Raw genomic sequence first — 25173 nt, 5'->3', positions numbered from 1 at the left:
CCATGACGTCTTCGAAGAAGGGCCGCGCCGCGGCCCTGCCGCAGGAACTCCAGGAAGCGCTGCGCCGCCGTCTGGCGGGCAAGGGCGGCCCGGCGGCCGCCAAGGCCCGGGAGGCCATCCCGCGGGCGGACCGCGCCGAGCCGCTGCCGCTCTCCTTCGCCCAGCAGCGCCTGTGGTTCCTCGACCAGCTCCGCCCCGGCGACTGCCGCTACAACAGCGCGGTCGCGCTGCGGCTGACCGGGAGCCTGGACCGGGCCGCGCTGTCCGGGGCGCTGGACGCCGTACTGGAGCGCCACGAGGCGCTGCGGACCACGTTCGACGACATCGACGGCCGCCCCGTGCAGACCGTGCGCCCCGCCGCCCCGGTGCCGCTGCCGGTCCGCGATCTGACGGATGATCAGCACGAGGCGCCCGGGAACGACGGCCCCGGCTCATTGGACACGCTGCTGCAGGCCGAGTACTCCCGCCCGTTCGACCTGCGCACCGGACCGCTGCTGCGGGCCCTGCTGGTGCGCCTGGCCGACGGGGAACACGTCCTGCTGCTCACCGCGCACCACATCGTCACCGACGGCTGGTCCATGGGCGTGCTGCTGGACGAACTGTGCACGTCCTACGACGCGCTGGCGCACGGCGAGACGCCCGCGCTCGCGCCGGTGGCGACCCAGTACCCGGACTTCGCCGTCTGGCAGCGCGGCCGGCTCACCGGCGCCCTGCTGGCCGAGCAGCTGTCCTACTGGACCAAGCAGCTGGACCACGCCGCGCCGCTGGAGCTGCCGCTCGACCGCCACCGCAGCGGCGCGGAGTCCGGAAGCGGCGCGATCCACGAGTTCCGGGTCCCGCCGCGCACCGCGGCCCGGCTGCGGGAGCTGGCGGCCGAGCAGCACACCACCCTGTTCACCGCGCTGATCGCGGCCTGCCAGGCGCTCTTCGCCCGCTGGTCGGGGCAGGACGACATCGCCGTCGGGTCGCTGACCCCCGGCCGCGGGCGCACCGAACTGGAGCGCGCGGTCGGCTTCTTCGTCAACACCGTCGTGCTGCGCTGCCCCGTCGACACCGCACGCCCCTACCGCGAGCTGCTGGATACCGCCGCCGGCACCGTCCTGGACGCCTTCGCCCACGACGACACCCCCTTCGAGCGGCTGGTGGAGGCCGTGGGGGCGGTACGCCAGGCGGGCCGTAACCCGCTCTTCGACGTCATGGTGCTGCTGCACCCCGCCCCGCCCGCGGCCCCCGGCCTGCGGGGGCTGACCGCGCAGAACGTCACCGTGCCGCGGCAGGCCGCCACCTTCGACCTGAGCGTCGAGTTCGTCCCCGACGGCGAGGCGCTCACCGGCCTGCTGGAGTACCGCACCGATCTGTTCGACGCCTCGACGGCGGCACGGATGGCGGAGCAACTGCTGCTCCTGCTCGACGGCGTGGCCGCCGAGCCGGACCGCCCGCTGGGTGAGCTGTCGCTGCTCTCGGCGCGCGAGCGGCAGCGGCTGACCACCGAGTGGAACGACACCGCGCTGCTCGTGGAGCCCACCACCTACCCCGAGGTGTTCCAGGCACGGGCGGCCGCCACCCCCGAGGCCACGGCACTGGTCGCCGGGGACATCACCCTCGACCACGCCACGCTCAACGCCCGCGCCAACCGGCTGGCCCACCACCTCATCGGCCGCGGCGCGGGCCCCGAGCAGCTCGTCGCGCTGCGGCTGCCGCGCACCGCGGACATGGTCGTGGCGATCCTCGCCGTCCTCAAGTCCGGCGCCGGATACCTGCCGGTCGACCCCGAACTCCCCGCGGACCGGCTGGAGTTCCTGCTGACCGACGCCCGGCCGCTGCTGGTGCTCGACGAGGCCGCGCTGCGCGAGGTGCCCGCCTCGGCGCCCGCGACCGACCCCACCGACGCCGACCGCCGCGCCCCGCTGCTGCCCGAGCACACCGCCTACGTCATCTACACCTCCGGCTCCACCGGCCGCCCCAAGGGCGTCGCCGTGGCCCACCGGTCCCTGATGAACCTGCTCGCCGGCCACCGCGACGGCTTCGTCGCCGCGGCGGGTGGCGGCCCGCTGCGGGTCGCCCTGACCGCGTCGTTCTCCTTCGACACCTCGCTGGAGGGCGTGCTGCTGATGGCCGACGGCCACCGGCTGCACCTGGTCGACGAGGCGACCCGCCTCGACCCGGCCGCCCTGGTCGAGTACGTCGTCACCCACCGCATCGACTTCCTCGACCTGACCCCCTCCTACCTGCGCCAGCTGCTGCCGGCCGGGCTGCTCACCGACACCCGCCACCACCCCCGGCTGCTGATGCTGGGCGGCGAGGCGGTCGGCTCCGCGCTGTGGCGGGAACTGGGCGAGCTTCCCGAGGTCGCCGCGTACAACTTCTACGGGCCCACCGAGTGCACCGTCGACGCGCTGGCCTGCCGCATCGAGGGCACCGGACGGCCCCTGGTGGGACGGCCGCTGGCCAACGTCCGCGCCCATGTCCTCGACCACCGGCTCCAGCCGGTGCCGCCCGGCGTCGGCGGAGAGCTCTACCTCGCCGGCGACCAGCTCGCGCGCGGCTACCTCCACCGCCCGGGCCTGACCGCCGCCCGCTTCGTGGCGGACCCCTACGGTCCCCCCGGCAGCCGGATGTACCGCACCGGCGACCTCGCCCGCTGGACCGCCGACGGACAGCTGGACTACCTCGGCCGCGCCGACGACCAGGTCAAGATCCGCGGCTTCCGCATCGAACCCGGCGAGATCGAGGCGGCCCTGCTGGCCCTGCCGACCGTCGCCGGGGCGGCCGTCGTCGCCGTGGACGACATGCACGGCCACGCCCGGCTCGCCGCCTATGTGACCCCCGCCGCCCTGGACGGGCCGCCCGACGCCGCCGAGCTGCGGGCCGCCCTCCGGCGCACGCTGCCCGGCCACATGGTCCCCGCCGCCCTCGTCGTCCTCGACGTCCTGCCGCTGAACAGCAGCGGCAAGCTGGACCGCCGCGCGCTGCCCGCCCCCGACCTCGACGCGGCGCCCCGCGCACAGGAGTTCGTGGCCCCGCGCACCCCCGCCGAACGGACCCTGGCCGACATCTGGTCCGCGGTGCTCGGCCTCGCGAAGGTCGGCGTCGGCGACAACTTCTTCGAGCTGGGCGGCGATTCGATCCTCAGCATCCAGGCGGTCTCCCGGGCCCGCGCCGCCGGACTGCACCTGACCAGCCGGGACGTCTTCCAGCACCAGACCGTCGCCGAACTGGCCGCCGCCGTGGACCGGCGCAGCGCCCCGCTGCCCGCGCAGCGGCAGCCCGAGGACACCGGCCCGGCCCCGCTCACCCCCATCCAGGAGTGGTTCTTCGCCACCCACGGTCCGCTGCGGCACTTCACCATGTCGATGCTGCTCGACCTGCCCCGCGACCTCGACGCGGACGCCCTGGAGCGGGCCCTGCACGCCGTGACCGCCCACCATCCGGCGCTGCACACCCGGTTCGTCCGCACCGGCGACTCCTGGCAGCAGCACCCCGGCGCGTCCGTCGCCCCCGGTCTGCTGACCCGGCACGACCTGACCGGGACCACCGGCGCCGCCCGGGACGCCACGCGCACCGCGGCCGCCGACGCCGCCCGCGCCGCCCTCGACCTCACCACCGGCACGCTGCTGCGCGCCGCGCTGTTCCTGCCCGGCCCCGGTGACCGGCCCCAGCTCTTCCTGACGGTCCATCACCTCGCCGTGGACAGCGTCTCCTGGCGCATCCTGCTCACCGACCTGGAGCGCGCCTACCACCAGGCGGCCGCCGGCGAGCAGATCCAACCGGAGCCCGCCACCACCCCGTTCACCACCTGGGCCACCACCCTCTCCCGCCACGTCCGGGACGGTGGTCTGGACGACGACCTGCCGTACTGGCGGGCCGAGACCGAGGCGGTACGCACCCCGCTGCCGGCCGACCGCCCCGGCACCCCGCTGGCCGGATCGGTCCGCACCGTCCGCACCCGCCTCGACCGCGACACCACCGAGGCCCTGCTGCGCCGGGTGCCCGGCGTCTACCGGACCCAGATCAACGATGTGCTGCTCAGCGCGGTGGGCCGGGTGCTCGCCGACTGGGCGGGCAGTGACCGGGTCACCATGGCCCTGGAGGGGCACGGGCGCGAGGAGCTCCACGACACCGACGAGGCGGCCGCCGCGGCCGGCGACTCCACCGATCTGTCCCGGACCGTCGGCTGGTTCACCACCCAGTACCCCGTCACGCTCACCCCGGCCGGGCCGTCGCACGAGCCGGACTGGGGCGCCACGCTCAAGGCGGTCAAGGAACAGCTGCGCGCCGTCCCCCGGCGCGGTCTCGGCTACGAGGCGCTCGGCCGCCTCGGCTCGCCGGACCCGGCCGCCCGCGCCCTCGGCGCGGTGCCGCTGCCCCAGGTCTGCTTCAACTACCACGGCCAATGGGACAGCGCGGACGGCGGCGACTTCACCCCCGCCGGCGAGGTCCCCGGCCGTGACCTGGCCGACGGGGAGGTCCTCGACCACCTGCTGGACATCTCCGCCGTGGTGGCCGACGGCGCCCTGGAACTCACCTGGCACTACAGCGACCAGGTGCACGACGCGCGCACGGTGGAGAAGCTGGCGGACGGCACGGTCCGCGCCCTGACCGCGATCGCCACCCACTGCGCGCTGCCGGACGCCGGCGGCCGCACCCCCTCCGACTTCCCGCTGGCCCGCCTCGACCAGGCCGGTGTGGACCGGCTGGCCGGCGACGGCCGCGGCATCGAGGACCTCTACCCGCTCACCCCGCTCCAGGAGGGCATGCTCTTCCACCGCCTGATGGGCGGCGCGGACGACGTCTACCTCGACCAGGCCTGCCTGCTGCTGGAAGGGGTGTCCGACCCGCGGGCGTTCGCCCTGGCCTGGCAGCGGGTGGCCGACCGGACGCCGGTGCTGCGCACCTCGGTCGTCTGGGAAGGCGTGCCCGTACCGCTGCAGGTGGTGCACCGCCGGGCGACCGTGCCCGTCGTCCACGTCGACCTGCGCACGGCGGACGCGGAGCGGCAGAGCGCCGAACTCGCCCGGCTCCAGGCCGAGGACCTGGCCCGCGGCCTGGACCTCGGCACGTCCCCGCTGATGCGGCTCACCCTGATCCAGCTGCCCGGCTCCGCGCTGCGGCTGCTGTGGACCTCACACCATCTGATCCTGGACGGCTGGAGCCTGGCCCAGGTGCTGACCGAGGTCTGCGAGGAGTACGCCGCGCTGGTCGCCGGTCGCGAACCGGCGCCGCCGGTCCGCCGCCCCTTCGGTGACTACGTCCGCTGGCTGGCCGGCGCCGACGGCCGCGAGGCCGAGGAGCACTGGCGCGCCACCCTCGCCGGCTTCGCCACCCCGACGCCGCTGCCCTGCGACCGCCCGCCCCGCGAGGCCCACCGGGCCCGCTCCGCCGAGGTGCTGGCGGTGAGCCTGTCCGCCGAGCGCTCCGCGGAGCTGCTGCACACCGCCCGGCGCGGCGGACTCACCCTCAACACGGTGGTCCAGGGCGCCTGGGCACTGCTGCTGGCCCGCTACAGCGGTGAGCCGGACGTGGTGTTCGGCACCACCGTCTCCGGCCGCCCGGACACCCTGCCCGGTGTCGAGTCGATGGTGGGAATGTTCATCAACACCCTGCCCACCCGGGTACGGGTCGACGGACGGCGCACCGCCGCCGCCTGGCTGCGCGAACTGCAGGACGCCCAGTCCGAGTCCCGGCGCTTCGAGGCCGTCTCGCTGGCGCAGCTCACCTCGTTCAGCGACGTACCGGCCGGCACCGCCCTGTTCGACAGCATGGTCGCCTTCGAGAACTACCCCTTCGACGAGGCCCGGACCTCCGGCGCCGGGGTACGCCTGGCGCAGGTCACCTCCCGGGACGCGACCAACTTCCCGCTGGTGCTGCGCGCCCACCACAGCGACCGCCTCGGCTTCGACCTCGCCTACGACCCCGACCTCTTCGACGCCGCCACCGTCCGCACGCTCGCCGACCGGCTGTGTCTGCTGCTCACGGAGCTGGCCGACGGCACGGACCGCCCGCTGCGCGACCTGGCGTGGACGACCGCCGGGGAACGCCGGCGGATGCTGGTCGACTGGAACGGCACCGAGCACGGCCGGCCCGCCGAGACCCTGGTGGACCTCTTCGAGGCGCAGGCCGCCCGCACCCCCGACGCCACCGCCGTGACCTGCGAGGGCACCGCCCTGTCCTACGCCGAACTCGACGCACGGGCGGGCCGGCTGGCCCACCGGCTGGCCGAGTACGGAGCCGGCCCCGAGCGCTTCGTGGCGCTCGCCCTGCCCCGCTCGGCGGAGCTGCTCGTCGCGATCGTGGCGGTGCTGAAGACCGGCGCCGCCTACCTCCCCGTCGACCCCGAGCTGCCCGGCGCCCGCATCGCCCACCTGCTCACCGATGCCGACCCGGCCCTGCTGGTGACCACCGCCGCCGTGGCCGGCCGGCTCACCGACACCACCGCCCCCCGGCTGCTGCTCGACGACCCCGCGGTCCGCGACGACCTGGCCGGACGCCCGGCCACCGGCCCGCAGACGGCCCGCCGCCCACTGCCGGAGACCCCCGCCTACGTCATCTACACCTCGGGCTCCACCGGCCTGCCCAAGGGCGTGGTGGTCCCGCACGCCAACGTGGTCCGGCTGTTCTCCCGCACCCGCCAGTGGTTCACCTTCGACGAGCACGACGTGTGGACGCTCTTCCACTCCTACGCCTTCGACTTCTCCGTCTGGGAGATCTGGGGCGCGCTGCTGCACGGCGGCCGGCTCGTCGTCGTCCCGCACCACACCGCCCGGGCCCCCGGGGAGTTCCTGCGTCTGCTGGCGGACGAAGGGGTCACGGTCCTCAACCAGACGCCCTCCGCGTTCCACCCCCTGATGCGCGCGGACGCCGAAGACCCCGCCACCGGCGCGCGCCTGGCCCTGCGGACGGTGATCTTCGGCGGCGAGGCGCTGGACCTGGCACGGCTGACCGACTGGTACACGCGCCACCCCGACACCGCACCCGTCCTGGTCAACATGTACGGCATCACCGAGACCACCGTGCATGTCTCCTACGCCCCGCTCGACCGCGCCACGGTGACCGGGGCCACCGCCGGCACCATCGGCTCCGGCATCCCCGACCTGCGCGTCCACGTCCTGGACGGCGACCTCGCCCCGGTGCCGCACGGCGCCGTCGGCGAGTTGTACGTCGCGGGGGAGGGGCTGGCCCGCGGCTACCTGCACCGCCCCGGCCTGACCGCCGCCCGTTTCGTCGCCAACCCCTTCGGCGCGCCCGGCACCCGGATGTACCGCACCGGTGACCGCGCGCGGTGGCGGCCCGACGGCACCCTGGAGTACCTCGGCCGGGCCGACCAGCAGGTCAAGATCCGCGGCTTCCGCATCGAACTCGGCGAGATCGAGGCCGCGTTGCACGCTCACCCCGGCATCGGCGCCGCCGTGGTCGACGTCCGCGAGGACACCCCCGGCGTGAAGCGGCTGGTCGCCCACGTCGTGGGCACCGGCCAGGACGCCCCGCCGCCCGCCGCCGCGCTCCGTGCCCACCTGGAGCGCACCCTCCCCTCGCACATGGTGCCGGCCGCCTATGTCCCCCTGGACGCGCTGCCGCTGACCGTCAACGGCAAGCTGGACCGCCGGGCGCTGCCCGCCCCCGGCCGCGACGGTTACGCCGCCGGTGAGGACCGCACCGCCCCGCGCACCGAGGCCGAACGCCTGGTCGCCCGGGTGTGGGCCGAGGTGCTGGAGGCCGGGGAGGCGGGTGCGGAGGACAACTTCTTCGCGCTGGGCGGCGATTCGATCCTCGCCATCCGCGTCACCTCCCGGCTGCGCGCCGCCCTCGGCGCCGAGGTCTCGCCCCGCCTGCTGTTCACCTGCCCCACGCTGGCCGCGCTCGCCGCCGCCCTGCCCGCTCCGGCGGCGGACCACCCGGCGCCGGCCGCCGGAATTGCGGTGGCCGACCGCACCGCCGAGGTGCCGCTGTCCTACGCCCAGCAGCGCCTGTGGTTCCTGGACCGCTTCGAGCCGGACAGCACCGAGTACCTGACCTTCTTCGTCCTGCGGCTGCGCGGCAGCCTCGACGAGGCCGCCCTGCGCACCGCCCTGGACGCCCTGGTGGCCCGGCACGAACCGCTGCGCACCACCTTCGCCGAACAGGACGGCCGCGCCCACCAGCAGGTGCACGCCCCCGCCCCGGTGGACCTTCCGCTGGACGACCTGTCGGCCACTTCGCCGCAGGCCCGCGGCGCCGCGCTCGACGCGCTGCTGGCACGCGAGGGCGCGACCCCCTTCGACCTGGGCACCGGACCGCTGCTGCGCACCCGGCTGATCCGCCTCGACGGCGACGAGCACGTGCTGACCCTGGCCATGCACCACATCGTCACCGACGGCTGGTCCACCGCCGTGCTCGGCCGGGACCTGGGCGAGCTGTACGCGGCGGCCCTGGACGACCGCCGGCCCGACCTGCCCCCGCTGCCCGTCCAGTACGCCGACTACGCGGTCTGGCAGCGCGCCCGCACCGCCGAGGCAGAGGAACAACTCACTTACTGGACGCAGCAGTTGGCTGACGTGGCCCCGCTGGAACTGCCCACCGACCGGCCGCGCCCCGCCGTGCGCACCAAGAACGGCGCGCTGCGGGAGTTCTCGCTGCCCGCCGGGCTGACCGAGCGGCTGCGGGAGACCGGCCGCGGCGCCGACGCCACCCTGTACATGACGCTGCTCGCGGCCTGCAAGGTCCTCCTCGCCCGCTGGGCCGGCCAGGAGGACATCACGGTCGGCACCGTCGCCTCCGGACGGGAGCGCCCCGAACTGGAGCACCTGACCGGGATGTTCGTGAACACCCTGGTGCTGCGCAGCAGCGTGCCCGCCGACCGGCCGTTCAGCGCGCTGCTCGCGGACGTGCGCGGCACCGTCCTGGACGCCTTCGCCCACCAGGACGTGCCCTTCGAGCGGCTCGTCGACGCCCTCCAGCCGGAGCGCGACACCAGCCGCACCCCCCTGTTCCAGGTCATGGTGGCGCTGCACAACCTCGGCGGCGAGGCGCCGCGGCTGCCCGGCCTCGACGTCGAGACGATCCAGCCGCCGGTCCGCAACGCCACCTTCGACCTCGGCTTCGACTTCGTCGAGCGCGACGGCGGCCTCACCGCGTTCGTGGAGTACAACACCGACCTCTTCGACGCGGCCACCATCGAGCGGATGTCCGGCCGGCTGCGGCTGCTGCTGGAGGCGGTCGCGGACGACCCCGGACGGACCGTGGGCGCCCTGCCGCTGCAGACCGACGCGGAGCGCCGGCAGGTGCTCCAGGAGTGGCAGGGCGCGCGACTGCCCGTACCCGACACCACCTTCGTCGCGCTGTTCGAGGAGCAGGCGGCCCGGACCCCGCACGCCACGGCCCTGGTGGCGCGGGACGCCACCCTCGACTTCGCCACCCTGAACACCCGCGCCAACCGGCTCGCCCACCACCTCATCGGCCTCGGCGTCGGACCGGAGCGGGTGGTGGCCGTCCGGCTGCCGCGCACCTCCGACATGCTGGTGGCCCTCCTCGCCGTCCTCAAGGCGGGCGGCACCCAGCTCTCCCTCGACCCGGAACTGCCCGCGGAGCGTCTCGCGTTCCTGCTCGACGACGCCGCGCCGCAGACCGTCCTGACGCCCGACGCGCTGCGCGAGGCGCCCCTCGACGGACTGCCCGCCCACAACCCCACCGACGCCGACCGCCTCGCGCCGCTGTGCGCCGCCCACACCGCCTACGTCAACTACACCTCCGGCTCCACCGGTCGGCCCAAGGGCGTCGCCGTCGAACACCGTCAGCTGGTCAACCTCGTCCACGACCACCGGGCCGGGCTCGTCGCACCGCACACCACCGGCGGACGACAGCTGCGCTTCGCGCTGAGCGCCGCCTTCTCCTTCGACACCTCGTGGGAGGGCCCGCTGCTGCTGGCGCTGGGCCAACAGGTCTACCTCGTCGACGAGGACGTCCGCCTGGACCCGGCCGCGTTCGTCGCCCAGGTCGTCGCGCACCGCCTGGACGGCGTGAACGTGACACCGTCCTTCCTGCACGAGCTGATGGCCGCGGGCCTGTTCACCCGCCCCGAGCACCGACCCCGCCTCGTCATGGTGGGCGGCGAGGCCGTCGGCACGCCGCTGTGGCGGGAGCTGCGGGAGACCGACGGCGTCACCGCGTACAACGTCTACGGCCCCACCGAGTGCACCGTCGACGCCGTCTACGGCCGCTTCACCGACCACGACGAGCGTCCGGTCATCGGCCGGCCGGGCCGCAACCTGCGCGCCTATGTGCTCGACGGGCAGTTGCGGCCGGTGCCGGCCGGAGTGCCCGGCGAGCTGTACCTCGCCGGTGCCCAGGTCACCCGCGGCTACCTGGGCCGGCCCGGCCTCACCGCCGGCCGCTTCCTCGCCGACCCCTTCGGCGCACCCGGCACCCGGATGTACCGCACGGGTGACCGCGCCCGCCACGACGACCGGGGGCTGCTGGAGTTCCTGGGCCGCGCCGACGAACAGGTCAAGATCCGGGGCTTCCGCATCGAGCCCGGTGAGATCGAGGCGGCCCTCCTGGCCCACCCCGAGGTCACCGACACCGTGGTGGTCGCGCGGGAACACGACGGCCGGGCAAGGCTGGTGGCCTATGTGGTCCCCGCCGGGGAGCGGACGCCCCCGGCCGAGGAGCTGCGCGTCCATCTGCGCCGCAGCCTGCCCGACTACATGGTCCCCGCGGCGTTCGTCGCGCTGGCGCGGGTCCCGCGGACCAGCAGCGGCAAGACCGACCGGCGCGCCCTGCCCGAGCCCCCGGCCCAGCCGGACACCGCGACGGACCACGTGGCCCCGCGCAACGACACCGAGAGCCGCCTCGCCGGCATCTGGGCGGAGGTGCTCGGCATCCCCCGCGTCGGCGTCGAGGACAACTTCTTCGCCCTGGGCGGCGACTCGATCCTCAGCATCCAGATCGTCTCCCGGGCCCGCCGGGCCGGACTCGCCCTCACCTCCAAGGACGTCTTCCGCCACCAGACCATCGCGGAACTCGCCCTGCGCACCGGCTCGGTGACCGCGCCGCCCGACGGGGCCGCCCCGGCCCCCACCGGACCGGCCCCGCTCACCCCCATCCAGCACTGGTACCTCGACGGCCGCCGCCCCGGCGACGCGCTGCGCTTCACCATGACCCACCGCCTGGAGCTGGCCCCCGGCTGCGCGGAGGCGGCGCTGCGGCAGGCCACCGACGCCCTGGTGGCCCACCACGAGGCGCTGCGCACCCGCTTCCGCCGCACGGACGGCGCCTGGCACCAGGAGGTGCTGCCCGCCGCCCCCGGCGACGTCTTCGCCCGCCACGACCTGACCGGCCTCGGCGAGGCGGACCAGGAGGAGGCCGTCCAGCGCGCCGCCGCCGCGGCCCAGGCCTCCCTCGACGTCACCGAGGGCCGCGTCGTACAGGTCCTGTACTTCGACCGCGGACCCGACCGCACGTCCCAACTCCTGCTCACGGTCCACCACTTGACGGTCGACGGAGTGTCCTGGCGCATCCTGCTGGGCGACCTGGAGACCGCCTACCGCAACACCGCCGCCGGGCGTCCGGCCGGCCTGCCCCCGGCGAGCACCGGCTACGGACACTGGGCCGCCCGCCTCGCCCAGCACACCCGCTCCGGCGCCCTGGACGGCGACCTGGCGTACTGGACCGACGTCTGCGCGGCACCCGCCGGCCTGCCCACCGACCGGGAGGGTGCCAACACCCACGGCGAGGCCGCCACGCTCACCGTGAGCCTGGGCCGTGCCGAGACCGACGCCCTGCTGCGCCGGGTCCCGGACGTCTACCGCACCCAGGTCAACGACGTCCTGCTGAGCGCCCTCGGCCGCACCCTGGCCCGCTGGAACGGCCGGGACACCGTGCTCCTGGGCGTCGAGGGCCACGGCCGCGAGGACCTCTTCGACGACCTGGACCTCTCGCGGACCGTCGGCTGGTTCACCGCCGAGTTCCCGCTCGCCCTGACCGTCGCCCCGGACGCCGACTGGCGCGAGACCGTGCGGTCCGTCAAGGAACAGCTGCGCGCGGTACCGCTGAAGGGCCTGAGCTACGGCGCGCTGCGCCACCTCGCCCGGCCGGGCACCCTGCCCGGCGCGCCGTCCCCGCAGATCGGCTTCAACTACCACGGCCAGTGGGACATCTCCGCGGGCGACGGGCCGGCCGGCGACGGGCTCTACCGCGCCGCCCTGCCGCCCGCCGGAGCGGACACCGACCCCGGCGAGGAGCGCACCTACCTGCTCGACGTGACGGGCGTCGTCCAGGACGGCCGGCTCGAACTCGGCTGGACCTACCCGCCCGCACGCTACGACGAGTCCACCGTGCGCCGCCTCGCCGAGGACACCCTCGCCGCGCTCACCGAGATCGTCGCGCACTGCGCCCGCCCGGACACCGGCGGCCGCACCCCGTCCGACTTCCCGCTCGCCGGGCTCGACCAGCACCAGGTGGACCTGGTCGCGGGCGACGGCCGGCACGTGGCGGACATCCACCCGCTCACCCCGCTGCAGGCCGGCATGCTCTTCCACGGGCTGGTCGACGACGCGGGCGCCTACTTCGACCAGATCGCCCTGCGGATCGCCGGAGTCGCCGACCCGCGGGCGTTCGCCGCGGCCTGGCAGACCGTCGCCGACCACACCCCGGCGCTGCGCAGCAGCGTCCACTGGCAGGGCCTGCCCGACCCGGTCCAGGTCGTGCACCGGCACGCCGTCCTGCCCGTCACCCACCACGACTGGCGGAACCTGACCCCCGACGCCCGCGACCGCGCGCTGCGCGAGCTGCTCGCCGAGGACCGGGCGGGCGGCCTGGACGTGACCCGCGCGCCGCTGAGCCGGATCGCGGTGGCGGCGCTCCCCGGAGACGAGATCGTGCTGGTGTGGTCCTCGCACCACCTGATGCTCGACGGCTGGAGCACCGGCCAGCTCTTCGCCGACGTGTGCACGCAGTACGCGGCGGCCGTCGAGGGCCGCACCGTCCGGCCGCCGGCCCGCCGCCCGTTCCGGGACTTCCTCCAGTGGCTGGCCGGCCAGGACCAGGAGGAGGCCGAGCGGCACTGGCGGGACACCCTCGCCGGGTTCACCGCCCGCACCCCGCTGCCCTACGACCGGCAGCCCGTCGAGGCGCACCGGGCCCGCTCCGGCGACCTGGTGCACCTGGAGCTGAGCCCCGAGGTCTCCGAGCGGCTGCGCGAGACGGCCCGGCGCAGCGGACTGACCGTCAACACCGTGGTCCAGGGCGCCTGGGCGCTGCTGCTGGCCCGCTACAGCGGCCGCCAGGACGTGGTGTTCGGCACCACCGTCTCCGGCCGCCCGGCCGAACTGCCGGGCGTGGAGGCCATGGTCGGCATGTTCATCAACACCGTCCCCACCCGCGCCGTGCTCGACGGGGCCCAGGGCGTGCTGCCCTGGCTGCGCGGCCTGCAGGAGCAGCAGAGCGACTCGCGGCGCTTCGACTTCGTCTCGCTCGCCCGCATCCGGTCCCTCGGCGAACTCCCGCCGGGCGAGGCGCTGTTCGACAGCATGGTGGTCTTCGAGAACTACCCCTTCGACGAGGCGGCCGCCACCGGTGCGGGCATCCGCATCCAGGACGTGCGCGCCGAGGACGCCACCACCTTCCCGCTGTGCCTGCGCGCCTACCTCGCCGACCGCCTCGGCTTCGACCTCGCCTACGACGGGGCGCTGTTCGACCGGTCGACGGTGGAGCGGGCCGCCGGCCGTCTGGAGACCCTGCTGACCGCGGTCGCCGACGGCGCCGACGGGTCCCTGGACGACCTCGAACTGCTCACCGACGCCGACCGCGCGGTGCTGCGACGCTGGAACACCCCCGCGCGCCGGGTCCCGGGCGGCTCCCCCGTGGAGCGCTTCGCCGCACAGGCGCTCCGCACCCCGGACGCACCCGCCCTCACCGACCACGACGGCACTCCACTGACCTACCGTCAGCTCGCCGACTGGTCGGACCGGGTGGCCCACCGGCTGCTCGCCGGCGGCCTGGCCGCCGAGGACCGGGTCGCCCTGCTCATGGACCGCTCGGCCGCGCTCGTGGTCGCCCAGCTGGCCGTGCTCAAGGCGGGCGGCGCCTATCTGCCCGTGGACGGCCGGGCGCCCGCGGAACGCCGCCGGATGCTGCTCGACCAGGCGGCGGTGGTGGCACGGCTCACCACCGAGGACGTCACCGCGGCCCGCACCGACGACCCGGTCGGGGAGCGGCCACTGCCGCCCGCCGACCCGGACCGGCTGGCGTACGTGATGTTCACGTCCGGCTCGACCGGCACCCCCAAGCCGGTCGGGGTGCGCCACCGCGACGTGGCGGCGCTGGCCACCGACAGCCGGTTCACCGGACCCGACTTCGCCCGGGTGCTGCTGCACTCGCCGGTGGCCTTCGACGCCTCGACCTTCGAGGTCTGGGCGCCGCTGCTGAACGGCGGCCGGATCGTGGTCGCGCCGCCCGGGCCGGTGGACGCCCCGCTCCTGCGGCGGCTGGCCGCCGGGGGAGAGCTGACGGCGCTGTGGCTGACGGCCGGGCTGTTCCGGCTGCTGTCCCAGGACGCGCCGGACTGCTTCGCGGGGCTGCGCCAGGTGTGGACCGGCGGTGACGTGGTACCGGCCGCCGCCGTGCGCCGGGTGCTGACCGCCTGCCCCGGCCTGAGCGTGGTGGACGGCTACGGCCCGACCGAGACCACGACCTTCGCCACGTCCTTCGCCATGACCGACGCCGCCGCGGTACCCGCCACGGTCCCCATCGGCCACCCGCTGGACGACATGCGCGTGCACGTCCTCGACGCCCGGATGCGTCCGGTCCCGCCGGGCACCGCGGGCGAACTCTTCCTGGCCGGCGAGGGTGTGGCCCGCGGCTACCTCGGCCGCGCCGGAGCCACCGCGGACCGCTTCGTCGCGGACCCGTCCGGACCCCCCGGCGCCCGGATGTACCGCACCGGCGACCTCGCCCGCCGACGCCCCGACGGCACCGTGGAGTTCCTCGGCCGCGCCGACGATCAGGTCAAGATCCGCGGCTTCCGGGTCGAGCCCGGCGAGGTGGAAGCGGCACTCGCCGCCCACCCGGGCGTCACGGACCTCGCCGTCGTGGCCCGCGAGGACCGGCCCGGAGTCCGTCACCTGGTCGCCTACGTGGTCGGCCACGAGGGGCTCGACCTCCAGGAGCTGCGCGAGCACGCCCGCGGCACCCTGCCCGACTACCTCGTCCCGACGGCGTTCGTGCCGCTGACCGCGCTGCCGCTGAGCACCAACGGCAAGGTGGACCGCTCGGCGCTGCCGGCCCCCACCGACGCCACGGACCGTCCGGAACAGGTCGCCCCGCGCACCGAGGCCGAACGCCGCACCGCCGAGATCTGGGCCGAGGTCCTCGGCCTGGCACGGGTCGGGGTGGAGGACGACTTCTTCGCGCTGGGCGGCGACTCCATCCTGAGCATCCGGCTCACGTCCCGGCTGGCGGAGGCCTTCGGCACCGAGCTGACCCCGCGGGCCGTCTTCACCCACCCGACCCCGGCCGCCCTCGCCGCGCTGCTCACCGCGGGGGACGCCCCCGCCGAGGACGGCGGCGCTCTGCTCCCCGTGGACCGGAGCACCCCGCTGCCGCTGTCCTTCGCCCAGCAACGCCTGTGGTTCCTCGACGCGTTCACCCCGGAGAGCACCGAGTACATCACCCCGCTCGCCCTGCGGCTGCGCGGCCGGCTCGATGCCGCCGCGCTCGCCGCCGCCCTGACGGCGCTGGTGGCCCGGCACGAGTCGCTGCGGACCACCTTCGACAGCGTGGAAGGCCAGGGCGTCCAGATCGTGCACGCCCCGGCACAGGTGCCCCTGCCGCTGCACGACCTGACCGCACTGCCCGCCGCCGACCGCCCGGCCGCCCTGGAGCGGCTGCTGACCGAGGAGCGCACCCGCCCCTTCGACCTGCGCGTCGGCCCCCTGCTGCGCGCCGGACTGGTCCGGCTCGCCGCCGACCACCACGTCCTGACCCTGACGCTCCATCACATCATCACCGACGGCTGGTCGACCGGCGTCCTCACCGGCGACCTCGCCCACCTCTACCGGGCCGCGCTGGACGGCACACCCGACGCGCTGCCCCCGCTGCCGGTGCAGTACGCCGATGTCGCGCACTGGCAGCGGACCGCCCGCACCGGCCCGGCGGCCGACAGTCAACTCCACTACTGGAAGCAGCGGTTGACCGGCGCCGAACCCCTCCAGCTGCCCGCCGACCGGCCGCGCCCGGCCGTGCAGAGCAGAAACGGCGCGACCACGGGCCTGGTCCTGCCGCCGGAGACCGCCGACCGGTTGCGGGAGTTCGGCCGCTCCCGGCGCACCACCCTGTTCATGACGCTTCTCGCCGCGGCCCAGACGCTCTTCGCGCGGCTGTCCGGACAGCAGGACATCGCGGTCGGCACCGTCACCTCGGGCCGCGACCGCGCCGAGACCCAGCGGCTGATCGGCTTCTTCGTCAACACCCTGGTCCTGCGCTCCACGGTCGATGCCGCCCAGGACTTCCCCGCGTTCCTCGCGGACGTCCGCACCACCGTGCTGGACGCCTTCGCGCACCAGGACGTGCCGTTCGAGCGGGTGGTGGACGAGGTCCAGCCCGCCCGCGACACCAGCCGCACCCCGCTCTTCCAGGCCATGGTGGTGCTCCAGAACGCGCCCGGCGAGGCGATGGACCTGCCCGGTCTCCAGGTGAGCGACATCGAGGCGGACCGCGACGACGCCGCGTTCGACCTCACCCTGGAATTCGCCGAGACGGACTCCGGCGCCCTCCACGGTCTGCTCACCTACAACACCGACCTCTTCGACCCCGACACCGCCCAGCGGATGGCCGACCAGCTCACCACCCTGCTGACCGGCATCGCCGACGACCCCCACCGTCCGCTCGGCGCCCTGCCGCTGGCACCCCCTGACACCCTGCGGCGCGTGCTCACCGAGGGGCAGGGCGCCGTCCGCCCGGTGCCCCCGGCCACCCTGCCCGAGCTGTTCCGGCGGCAGGCCGACCGGACGCCCGACGCGGTGGCGCTCGTCCAGGGCGCACGCGAGCTGACCTTCGCCGAGGTGGAGCGCGCGGCCAACCGACTGGCCCACCGGCTGATCGGCCGGGGCGTCGGCCCCGAGAGCCTGGTGGCCCTGGCGCTGCCCCGCTCGGCGGAGATGACCGTGGCACAGCTGGCCGTGGCCAAGGCCGGCGGCGCGTTCCTGCCCGTGGACCCGGCCTACCCCGCCGAGCGGCGGGACTTCATGGTCCGCGACTCCGCGGCGGCCGTCGTCCTCGACGACCCGCAGGCCGTCTGGAGCACCGACGGCCCCGATACGGCACCCACCGACCGGGACCGCCGTGCACCGCTGGACACCGGCCACCCCGCCTACGTCATCTACACCTCCGGCTCGACCGGCACCCCCAAGGCGGTGGTCGTCACCCACGCCGGACTGGCCGGCTTCGTCTCGGCCGCCGCGGCCCGCTACGACGTCCGGCCCGGCGACCGCGTCCTGCAGTTCGCCTCGCCCAGCTTCGACGCCTCCTTCCTGGAGCTGAGCATCTCGCTGCTCGCGGGGGCGACCCTGATCGCGGGGGAGGAGGGACCGCTGCTCGGCGAACGCCTCGCCCGGGTGCTCGCCGAACGGCGCATCACCCATACCCTGATCCCGCCCGCGGCACTGGCCACCGTGCCGCCCGAGACCGCCGGCGACCTGCCCGGCCTGCGCACCCTGATCGTCGGCGCCGAGGCCTGCCCCGCCGATCTGGTGGAGCGCTGGGCCCCGGGCCGCCGCATGATCAACTCCTATGGCCCCACCGAGGCCACCGTGGTCGCCACCTGGACCGGCCCGCTGACCCCCGAGGCCGGCGCACCCTCCATCGGCCGCCCCGTCGACAACACGCGGGCCTACGTCCTGGACGCGGCTCTGCGCCCGGTACCCGTCGGGGTGACCGGTGAGTTGTACGTGGCCGGCGCCGGACTCGCCCGCGGCTATCTGGCCCGCCCGGGCCTGACCGCGGCCCGCTTCGTCGCCGACCCGTTCGCCGCCCCGGGCAGCCGGATGTACCGCACCGGCGACCTGGTGCGCTGGGGCGCCGACGGCGAACTGCGCTACGCCGGACGCGCCGACGACCAGGTCAAGGTGCGCGGCTTCCGGATCGAGCCCGGCGAGATCGAGAGCGCACTGCGGCGCAGCCCGCAGGTGCGCGACGCCGTGGTCGCCGTCCGCGCCACCGGCCCGGCCGGCCCCGCCCGCCTGGTCGCCTACGTCGTCCCGGCCGCCGGGACGGCGGAGCCGCTGCCCGTCCCTGCGCTGCGCGACTTCCTGGCCGCGAGCCTCCCGCCGCACATGGTGCCGTCGGTGTTCGTCCCGCTGGCCGCCCTCCCGCTCACCCCCAACGGAAAGACCGACCGGCGCGCCCTGCCCGACCCCGAGCCGGTGTCCGGCTCCACCGCCCCCCATGTCGCCCCGCGCACCGACACCGAACGCCGGATCGCCCAGATCTGGGCCGATGTCCTCGGCCTCGACGGCGTGGGGGCCGACGACAACTTCTTCGACCTCGGCGGTGACTCGATCCTCAGCATGCAGGTGGTCTCCCGGCTGCGCCGGGCCGGACTGCACCTGGCCACCAAGGACTTGTTCACCCACCAGACGGTGGCCACGCTGGCGACCGTGGTCACCACCGAACCCGAGCGCGCCGACCACGGCCCGGTGACCGGCGACCTGCCGCTCACCCCCATCCAGGACTGGTTCTTCGCCACCCCCCGGGCCAACCCCCACCACTTCAACCAGTCGGTGCTCCTCGAACTCGACGGCGTGCCCGATGTCCCGGCTCTGCAGACCGCCCTGGCCGCGCTGCTGACCTACCATGACGCGCTGCGGATGTGCTTCACCGAGGATGACGGCCACCGGCGCCAGCACAACCCGCCGCCGGCCGCCGACCCGGGCGTGCTGACCCGCCACGACCTGACCGGTCTGCCGCCCGAGGCGGCCGACGCGGCCATGGAGAAGGCCGCCGACGGCCTCCACGCGGGCTTCGACATCGCCCGGGGCCCCCTGCTGCGGGCGGCGCTCTTCACCGGCGGCCCGGACCGCCCCGCCTTCCTGTTCCTGGTGGCCCACCACCTGGTCATCGACGGTGTCTCCTGGCGCATCCTCCAGGACGACCTGGAGACCGCCTACCAGCAGGCCGTAGCGGGCACGACCGTGTCCCTCGGTGAGCGCACCACCGCCTTCCGGGACTGGTCACGGGGCCTCGCCGCCTACGTCGCCGAAGGCGGCCTGGACCACGAACTGCCGTACTGGCAGGACGCGGTGGCCCCCGCCCCGATCCCGGTCGACCACGATGGCGCCGCGCCCGCCGCGCAGGCCCGCACGGTGACCGTGACGCTGGACGAGGCGGACACCACCGCGCTGCTGCGCGCGGCCCCCACCGCCTACCGCACCCGCATCAACGACGTGCTGCTGGCCGCGCTGGCCCTGGCGCTGGCCCGCTGGACCGGCCGCGACCGGGTCTGCGTGGACCTGGAAGGACACGGCCGTGAGGACCTCCTGGAGGGCGTGGACCTCTCCCGCACGGTCGGCTGGTTCACCACCGTCTACCCGGTGGGCCTCACGGTGTCCGACCGCGACGACCTCGGTCCGGCACGGGACTGGCGGGCCCTGGTCAAGTCGGTCCGGCGGCAGCTGCGCGCCGTGCCCGGCAACGGCCTGGGCTTCGGCGCCCTGCGCACCCACGGCCCCGCCGAGGTGCGCGAGCGGCTGGAGCGCACCGGCCGCGGGCAGGTCGTGTTCAACTACCTCGGCCAGTGGGATGCCCGGTCGGACGGGTCCGGCGGCGGACTCGTCCGCGCCGAGCACGGTTCCTTCGGCCAGGACCACGATCCGCGCGACGGTGGCTCCCATCTGCTGGAGGCGGTCGGCGCCGTGCAGGACGGCCGACTCGCCTTCACCTGGCACTACCGCCCCGGCGTCCACGACGAGGCGACCGTGGCAGCGGTCGCCGAGGACTTCGCCGAAGCGCTCCGTCAGATCGCCCGGCATGCCCGGGACAGCGTGTGACCCGGGGGAGGCCGGCGGGCTGCCCCTCGCGCCGCCCGCCGGTCTCCCGCACCCGTCTTCGTGCACCGGCTGCCGGAGACCCCCAGAACGTCGTCGATCGCGCACCCGGCGAACCGGCCCTGGCCGCGCGGCCGCACGATGAGACGCCCGGTGCCTTGCACGAGCGCGGCAACCACCCGTTGCGCGCCCGTGCGAGACCACCGAGTGAATCCACCAGATGAATCCACCCCGTGAAGCAACCAACGATCGGAGAGCACGACATGGACGAGAACGCCCGCTACCAGGTGCTGCGCAACGACGAGGACCAGTACTCGCTGTGGCTGGCCGACCTGGAGATCCCTGCCGGCTGGCAGGCCGTCGGCAAGGAGGGAACCCAGGACGAGTGCTCCGCCTACGTCGACGAGGTCTGGACCGACATGCGGCCGCGCAGCCTGCGTGAGCGCATGGAGAACGCCGGCTCCTGAACCGCCCCGCGGGGCGCGGCAACCCGCCGCGCCCCGCGCGTTCTCCACCCCCTCCTTGCGGGCCCCGCGACTCCGCCCGGCCCCGAAGGCACGCGCCCACGCCCCCACGCCCCGGAGAGCCACCGTGCCCCGGAGGCCCCGTGCGCGCCCCGCCCTGCCGAGGACCGCACATGAGCGGCCCGTCAGCGAACTCAGGAGCCACCTACGGGAGTTGTTCCGCCCTGGCTGCCCCCACACCCATGGGCGCCGCGCCGGGCTCGCTCCTGCCCTTGTGTCGGCCCCACGAGTGCCGCGCCCGCGCTAAGGGGGTGTCTTCAAAGTCCCGCCTACGGGCGAACGACGGGACTTTGAAGACACCCCCTAGCACAACCTCCGCCCGGACGTTTCTCGTTCCCGCGAAGTGAGTGGCGAAGTTCCGCTGAATACCGCTCTCCTACCACCCCTGTAAGTGATCGCCTACTGATGCTGACGTACGTCCAAATTGGCGGGCATTCCGCTTAGGTGCTGGCTAGTGACGAAAGATGGCCTCTTGCGCTATACCAGTGGAGTGCATCACGCGCAGAACACGTACCTGAGTGCGGAATTCAGGACGTTGACGGGGTGAGGGGGCTGCGGTGAACGCGGAGCAGTTCTGCCACCGGCCGGTGAAGAAGGACTCACACCCCCACGCTCATCCCCGGTGAACGGTCCCTGACCGCTCCGCGACGGTGCACTTCCCGAACTTCCGCCGGCCCCCCACTGGCTCGGCATCACTTCTCACGCCTCCGGGATCTCCCGGCACCCACGAATGCGAAGGACTCCGCCATGACTCCTACCCTGCACACCGACCGTCTGGTGTTCGCCCCCTACCGGCCCGAGGACGAGGAGGTCTTCGTGGCCCTGCTCAGAGATGAGGTCGTCTGTCGCTGGATGGGTCAGGAGAGAGCACCGGAAAAGGAGATCCGTTCGATATTCCGGTCCATCCTCACCGAGGTCTACGCGAAGAACATGTTCGACGTATGGGCGGTGTGGTCCGGCGGCGTGTATGTGGGCCACGCGGAGATCAAGAAGACCGGCAATGTCGACGGCTACGAGGCCGTCGCCGCGCTCGTCAGGGAACACTGGGGCCAGGGCCTGGGAACCGAACTCGTGCAGGGGCTGCTGGACTACGCGGCCGACACCCTGAAGGTCGGCGAGGTCTACGGCATGGTCGGCGCCGAGAACTCCGCCTGCCTGGGACTGGCCGGCAAGATGGGCTCCCGCCACCTCCGCGATGTCGTCGGGGACGACGGCACGGTGACCAAGATGGTGGTGATACCGGTCGGTGTCCGCACCTGACGCCCGGCCGTCCCGCCCCCGTGGCCGGGCTGCCGTGACCTCGCCCGCCGGCCCGCTTCGGCCGGCGGCCGCCACGAGCAGCCCGCGCCACGCCTCCCTGTGTCCGTCAGCGGGTGCGGCCCGGCTCCAGTGAGACGGGCAGTTCGACCAGTCCGCGGAACGCCGGGAACGGCACGGTGAGCCATTGCACGTCCCCCGGCGGAACGGCCAGGGAGATGTCGGGATACCGGCGGAACAGCGTGGTGAGCGCGATCTGCATTTCGAGCCGGGCCAACGGGGCGCCCACGCAATAGTGCGGACCGTGGCCGAAGGCGATGTGGGTGCTCTGCACACCCTCGCGCATCAGATCGAGCCGGTCCGGTTCGGCGAATGCCTCCGGGTCCCGGTTCGCGGAAGAGATGGCGATCTGCACGAGCGCGCCCTTGGGGATGAGCACGTTGCGCATCTTGACGTCTTCGGTGGCGTAGCGGAAGGTCGAGTTCTCGACGGACCCCTCATACCGCAGCAATTCCTCGATGGCCTGCGGGAAAAGAGCCGGATCCTGCTTCATCATGCGCAGCTGGTCCTGCTGGGTGAGCAGATGGTAGACGGAGTTCCCGATCAGGTAGGCCGTGGTCTTGTGGCCGGCGAAGAGCAGAACCCAGGCGGTCGAGACCAATTCGCTGTCGGTCAGCGCCCCGTCCTGGTCCTGCGCGGTGATCAGCGCGCTCAGCAGATCCTCACCGGGGTTGCGCCGCTTGCGGGCGATGAGTTCCACCAGGTAATTGCGCAGATTCCCCTCCGCTTCCTCCAGCGCCTTCTTCGCCTCGGGACCGAATCCGGTCTTGGCCACCGTCACGGACCAGGTGTGGGCCTGCTCGCGCTCGTGCTCCGGCACGCCGAGCAGTTCACAGATCACGTTCAGCGGCAGCGGGAAGGCGAAGGAGGGCAGCAGGTCCACCGGTTCGGTGGTCGAGCACCGGTCGAGCAGCGCGTCCGCGATCTCCTGCACCCGCGGACGCAGTGCCTCCACCCGGCGCGGGGTGAGCGCGCCGTTGACGACCCGGCGCAGCCGCGTGTGCTTGGGCGGGTCGGAGAACAGCATGTTGTCGTCCAGCGCCACCGAGGAGTCGCCGAAGATCCGCTGGTAGGCGTCCATGGCCCCGTACATGTCCTTGCTGAACCGGGGGTCCGCCAGCGCGGCCCGCGCGTCGTCGTACCGGGTGATCAGGTACGTCTCCACGCCGTGCGGGGGGAGCAGCGGACAGACCGGAGTGTCCTCCCGCAACTGCGCGTAGACGGGGTGCGGGTTCGTGCGGAACTCCGGTGTGCACGCGGAGGCGGCAGCTGCGGCGTCTGAGGACTCATGTACGTCTGTCACGGCTCATCCTGGAGTAGGGGCTGCCGCTGGAACTGCAGCCGGGAGGAATGCTGCATTCGGAGAGATCGGGCCTCGCATGCGCCGCGGAAGAACCCGCGGAAGGAATGCTGAGGGCCGTTCGAAAAGTTCCCGGGGCCGTCACGTACGAAACATCGGCATTAGCCCGTTCGAGGCTCTCCAGCGACTTACCGGGCTGCCTTATCCGGGCCCGTAAGGGAAAGCGGGACCCGGCGTGTCGGGGTCCCGATCGGACCAGCAGAACTCGCGCGTCAAAAGGCCGCCGATCGAGAGTTGAGCCCACAGGGACCGCACCCGTCAGCCCTGGCCTTCAGGACGCCGACCAGAGGAACGAACATGAGTGACAGTGCCGCAGAATCCGTGCCGGTACTCATTGCGGGAGGTTCCCTGGTCGGGCTGTCCGCCTCGGTGTTCCTCGGCCGTCTGGGGGTGAAACACCTCCTGGTCGAGCGGCACGCGGAGACGTCCATTCACCCGCGGGGCCGCGGCAACAATATCCGCACCATGGAGCTGTTCCGCACCGCGGGCGTCGAGCCGGAGATCCGCAGGGCGGCCTCCGCGCTGTCGGGGAACGACGGGGTATTGCAGACGGAAAGACTCGCCGGCGACGAGCAGCGCTGGATCATCCCGCGCATCGACCCGGATTCCACACTGTCCAGCATCACCCCCTCCGGATGGTGTCTGTGCAGCCAGAACGACCTGGAGCCGGTGCTGCTGAAGTACGCCCGGGGCCAGGGCGGCGACATCCGGTTCGGCACCGAACTCACCTCCTACACCGAGGACGGCGGCGGCATCCACGCCCAATTGCACAACCGGGAGACCGGCGAGTCGCAAGCGGTGCACGCCCAATACCTCATTGCCGCCGACGGCCCCCGCAGTCCGGTGCGCGGCACTCTCGGTATCACGCATTCCGGCCCGGGAACCCTGTTCCACAATGTCAGCGTCACCTTCCGCAGCAAGAACCTCAAAAACGTCGTGGGTGACCGCCGGTTCGTCGTCTGCTACATCACCAACCCGGACGGCGAGGGCGCGTTGCTGCCGGTCGACAATGACGAGCAGTGGGTATTCCACGTCCCCTGGGCATACGACCGCGGTGAGACCCTGGACGCCTTCACCGACCAGCGCCTGACCGCCCATATCCGTGCCGCGGCCGGCGACCCCGACATCGATGTGGAAATCACCGGCAAGGCCCCCTGGCACGCGGCGAACAGAGTGGCCGACAGCTACGGCAGGGGCCGGGTCTTCCTGGCCGGCGACTCGGCCCACGAGATGCCCCCGACGGGCGCGTTCGGCTCGAACACCGGAATTCAGGACGCACACAATCTGGCCTGGAAAATGGCCGCCGTCCTGCAGGGCTGGGCCGGCCCCGCACTGCTGGACACCTATCAGCCGGAACGCCGGTCGGTCGCCCTGGCCACCACCCTGCGCGCCTCCCAGCAGGCCGTGGAGGAACAGCACCCCGGCTACACCGCGGCGGCCTCCCGGAACAACGACCCGGCCGACCTGCTCACCGTCGCCCTGTGCTACCGCTACGCCTCGGACGCCGTTCCGGGCAGCGACCCGGCCGCCGAGGTCGTCCCCCGCACGTTCGCACTGGGCGGAGCGCTCGGCAGCCGGGCACCCCACATGTGGGTCGAGCACCGCGGCAAGCGGATCTCCACGCTGGACCTCTACGAGACGTCCCTGACGCTCCTCGGCGGTGCCGCGGGCGGCCCGTGGCGGGCCGCTGCGCGCACCGTGGCGGAAGAGCTGGACGTGCCGCTCGCCGCCCACCTCATCGGCACCGCCGCGGACTGCGACCTGCTCCCGGAACCCGGAGTGGACTGGGCGCAGTTGCACGGCACGCACGACGACGGTGCGGTGCTCGTCCGCCCCGACGGCTTCGTGGCATGGAAGTCGGAGGGCGGTGCCGCCGATCCGCAGCAGGCGCTGACGGACGTGCTCACCACGGTCCTGCACCGCGCCTAGCGCCCCGGGCGCGCACCACGCCCCGGCAGCC

General features: G+C 74.0%; 5 protein-coding genes. 4 read left to right on the top strand and 1 reads right to left on the bottom strand.

From position 1 onward, the window contains the following. The first annotated feature begins 2 nt into the window (after positions 1–2). The 3 genes from ACQP17_RS01870 (at position 3) to ACQP17_RS01860 (ending at position 21796) form a co-directional block, all read left to right on the top strand. Positions 3–20015, top strand: coding sequence for a non-ribosomal peptide synthase/polyketide synthase (locus tag ACQP17_RS01870; RefSeq protein ID WP_433854607.1), 20013 nt, complete (start codon positions 3–5; stop codon positions 20013–20015). A 260-nt stretch (positions 20016–20275) separates the two neighbouring features. After that, positions 20276–20479 carry an MbtH family protein gene (locus ACQP17_RS01865; protein WP_093488359.1) on the top strand — a complete coding sequence of 68 codons (204 nt, stop codon included), beginning with the start codon at positions 20276–20278 and terminating at the stop codon, positions 20477–20479. An 804-nt stretch (positions 20480–21283) separates the two neighbouring features. Further along, positions 21284–21796 carry a GNAT family N-acetyltransferase gene (locus tag ACQP17_RS01860; RefSeq protein ID WP_433854606.1) on the top strand — a complete coding sequence of 171 codons (513 nt, stop codon included), beginning with the start codon at positions 21284–21286 and terminating at the stop codon, positions 21794–21796. 106 nt (positions 21797–21902) lie between these two features. On the opposite strand, the gene ACQP17_RS01855 is transcribed toward ACQP17_RS01860, so the two are convergent. Further along, entirely contained in the window at positions 21903–23156 is a 1254-nt protein-coding gene (locus ACQP17_RS01855) for a cytochrome P450 family protein (RefSeq protein ID WP_433854605.1), read from the bottom strand. Between the two features lie 354 nt (positions 23157–23510). On the opposite strand from ACQP17_RS01855, the gene ACQP17_RS01850 reads away from it, so the two are divergent. Next, on the top strand, positions 23511–25142 hold the full coding sequence (locus ACQP17_RS01850) for an FAD-dependent monooxygenase (protein ID WP_433854604.1): 1632 nt from the start codon (positions 23511–23513) through the stop codon (positions 25140–25142). Positions 25143–25173 lie beyond the last annotated feature (31 nt).

It is taken from the genome of Streptomyces kronopolitis (assembly GCF_050953795.1).
GTDB lineage: Bacteria > Actinomycetota > Actinomycetes > Streptomycetales > Streptomycetaceae > Streptomyces > Streptomyces kronopolitis_A.
This window is presented reverse-complemented; position numbering and strand designations above follow the sequence as displayed.

What these genes read in the sequence shown, in the direction of transcription:
- ACQP17_RS01870 (WP_433854607.1), top strand. Translation starts at nt 3, where the DNA reads ATGACGTCTTCGAAGAAGGGCCGCGCCGCGGCCCTGCCGCAGGAACTC.
- ACQP17_RS01865 (WP_093488359.1), top strand. Translation starts at nt 20,276, where the DNA reads ATGGACGAGAACGCCCGCTACCAGGTGCTGCGCAACGACGAGGACCAG.
- ACQP17_RS01860 (WP_433854606.1), top strand. Translation starts at nt 21,284, where the DNA reads ATGACTCCTACCCTGCACACCGACCGTCTGGTGTTCGCCCCCTACCGG.
- ACQP17_RS01850 (WP_433854604.1), top strand. Translation starts at nt 23,511, where the DNA reads ATGAGTGACAGTGCCGCAGAATCCGTGCCGGTACTCATTGCGGGAGGT.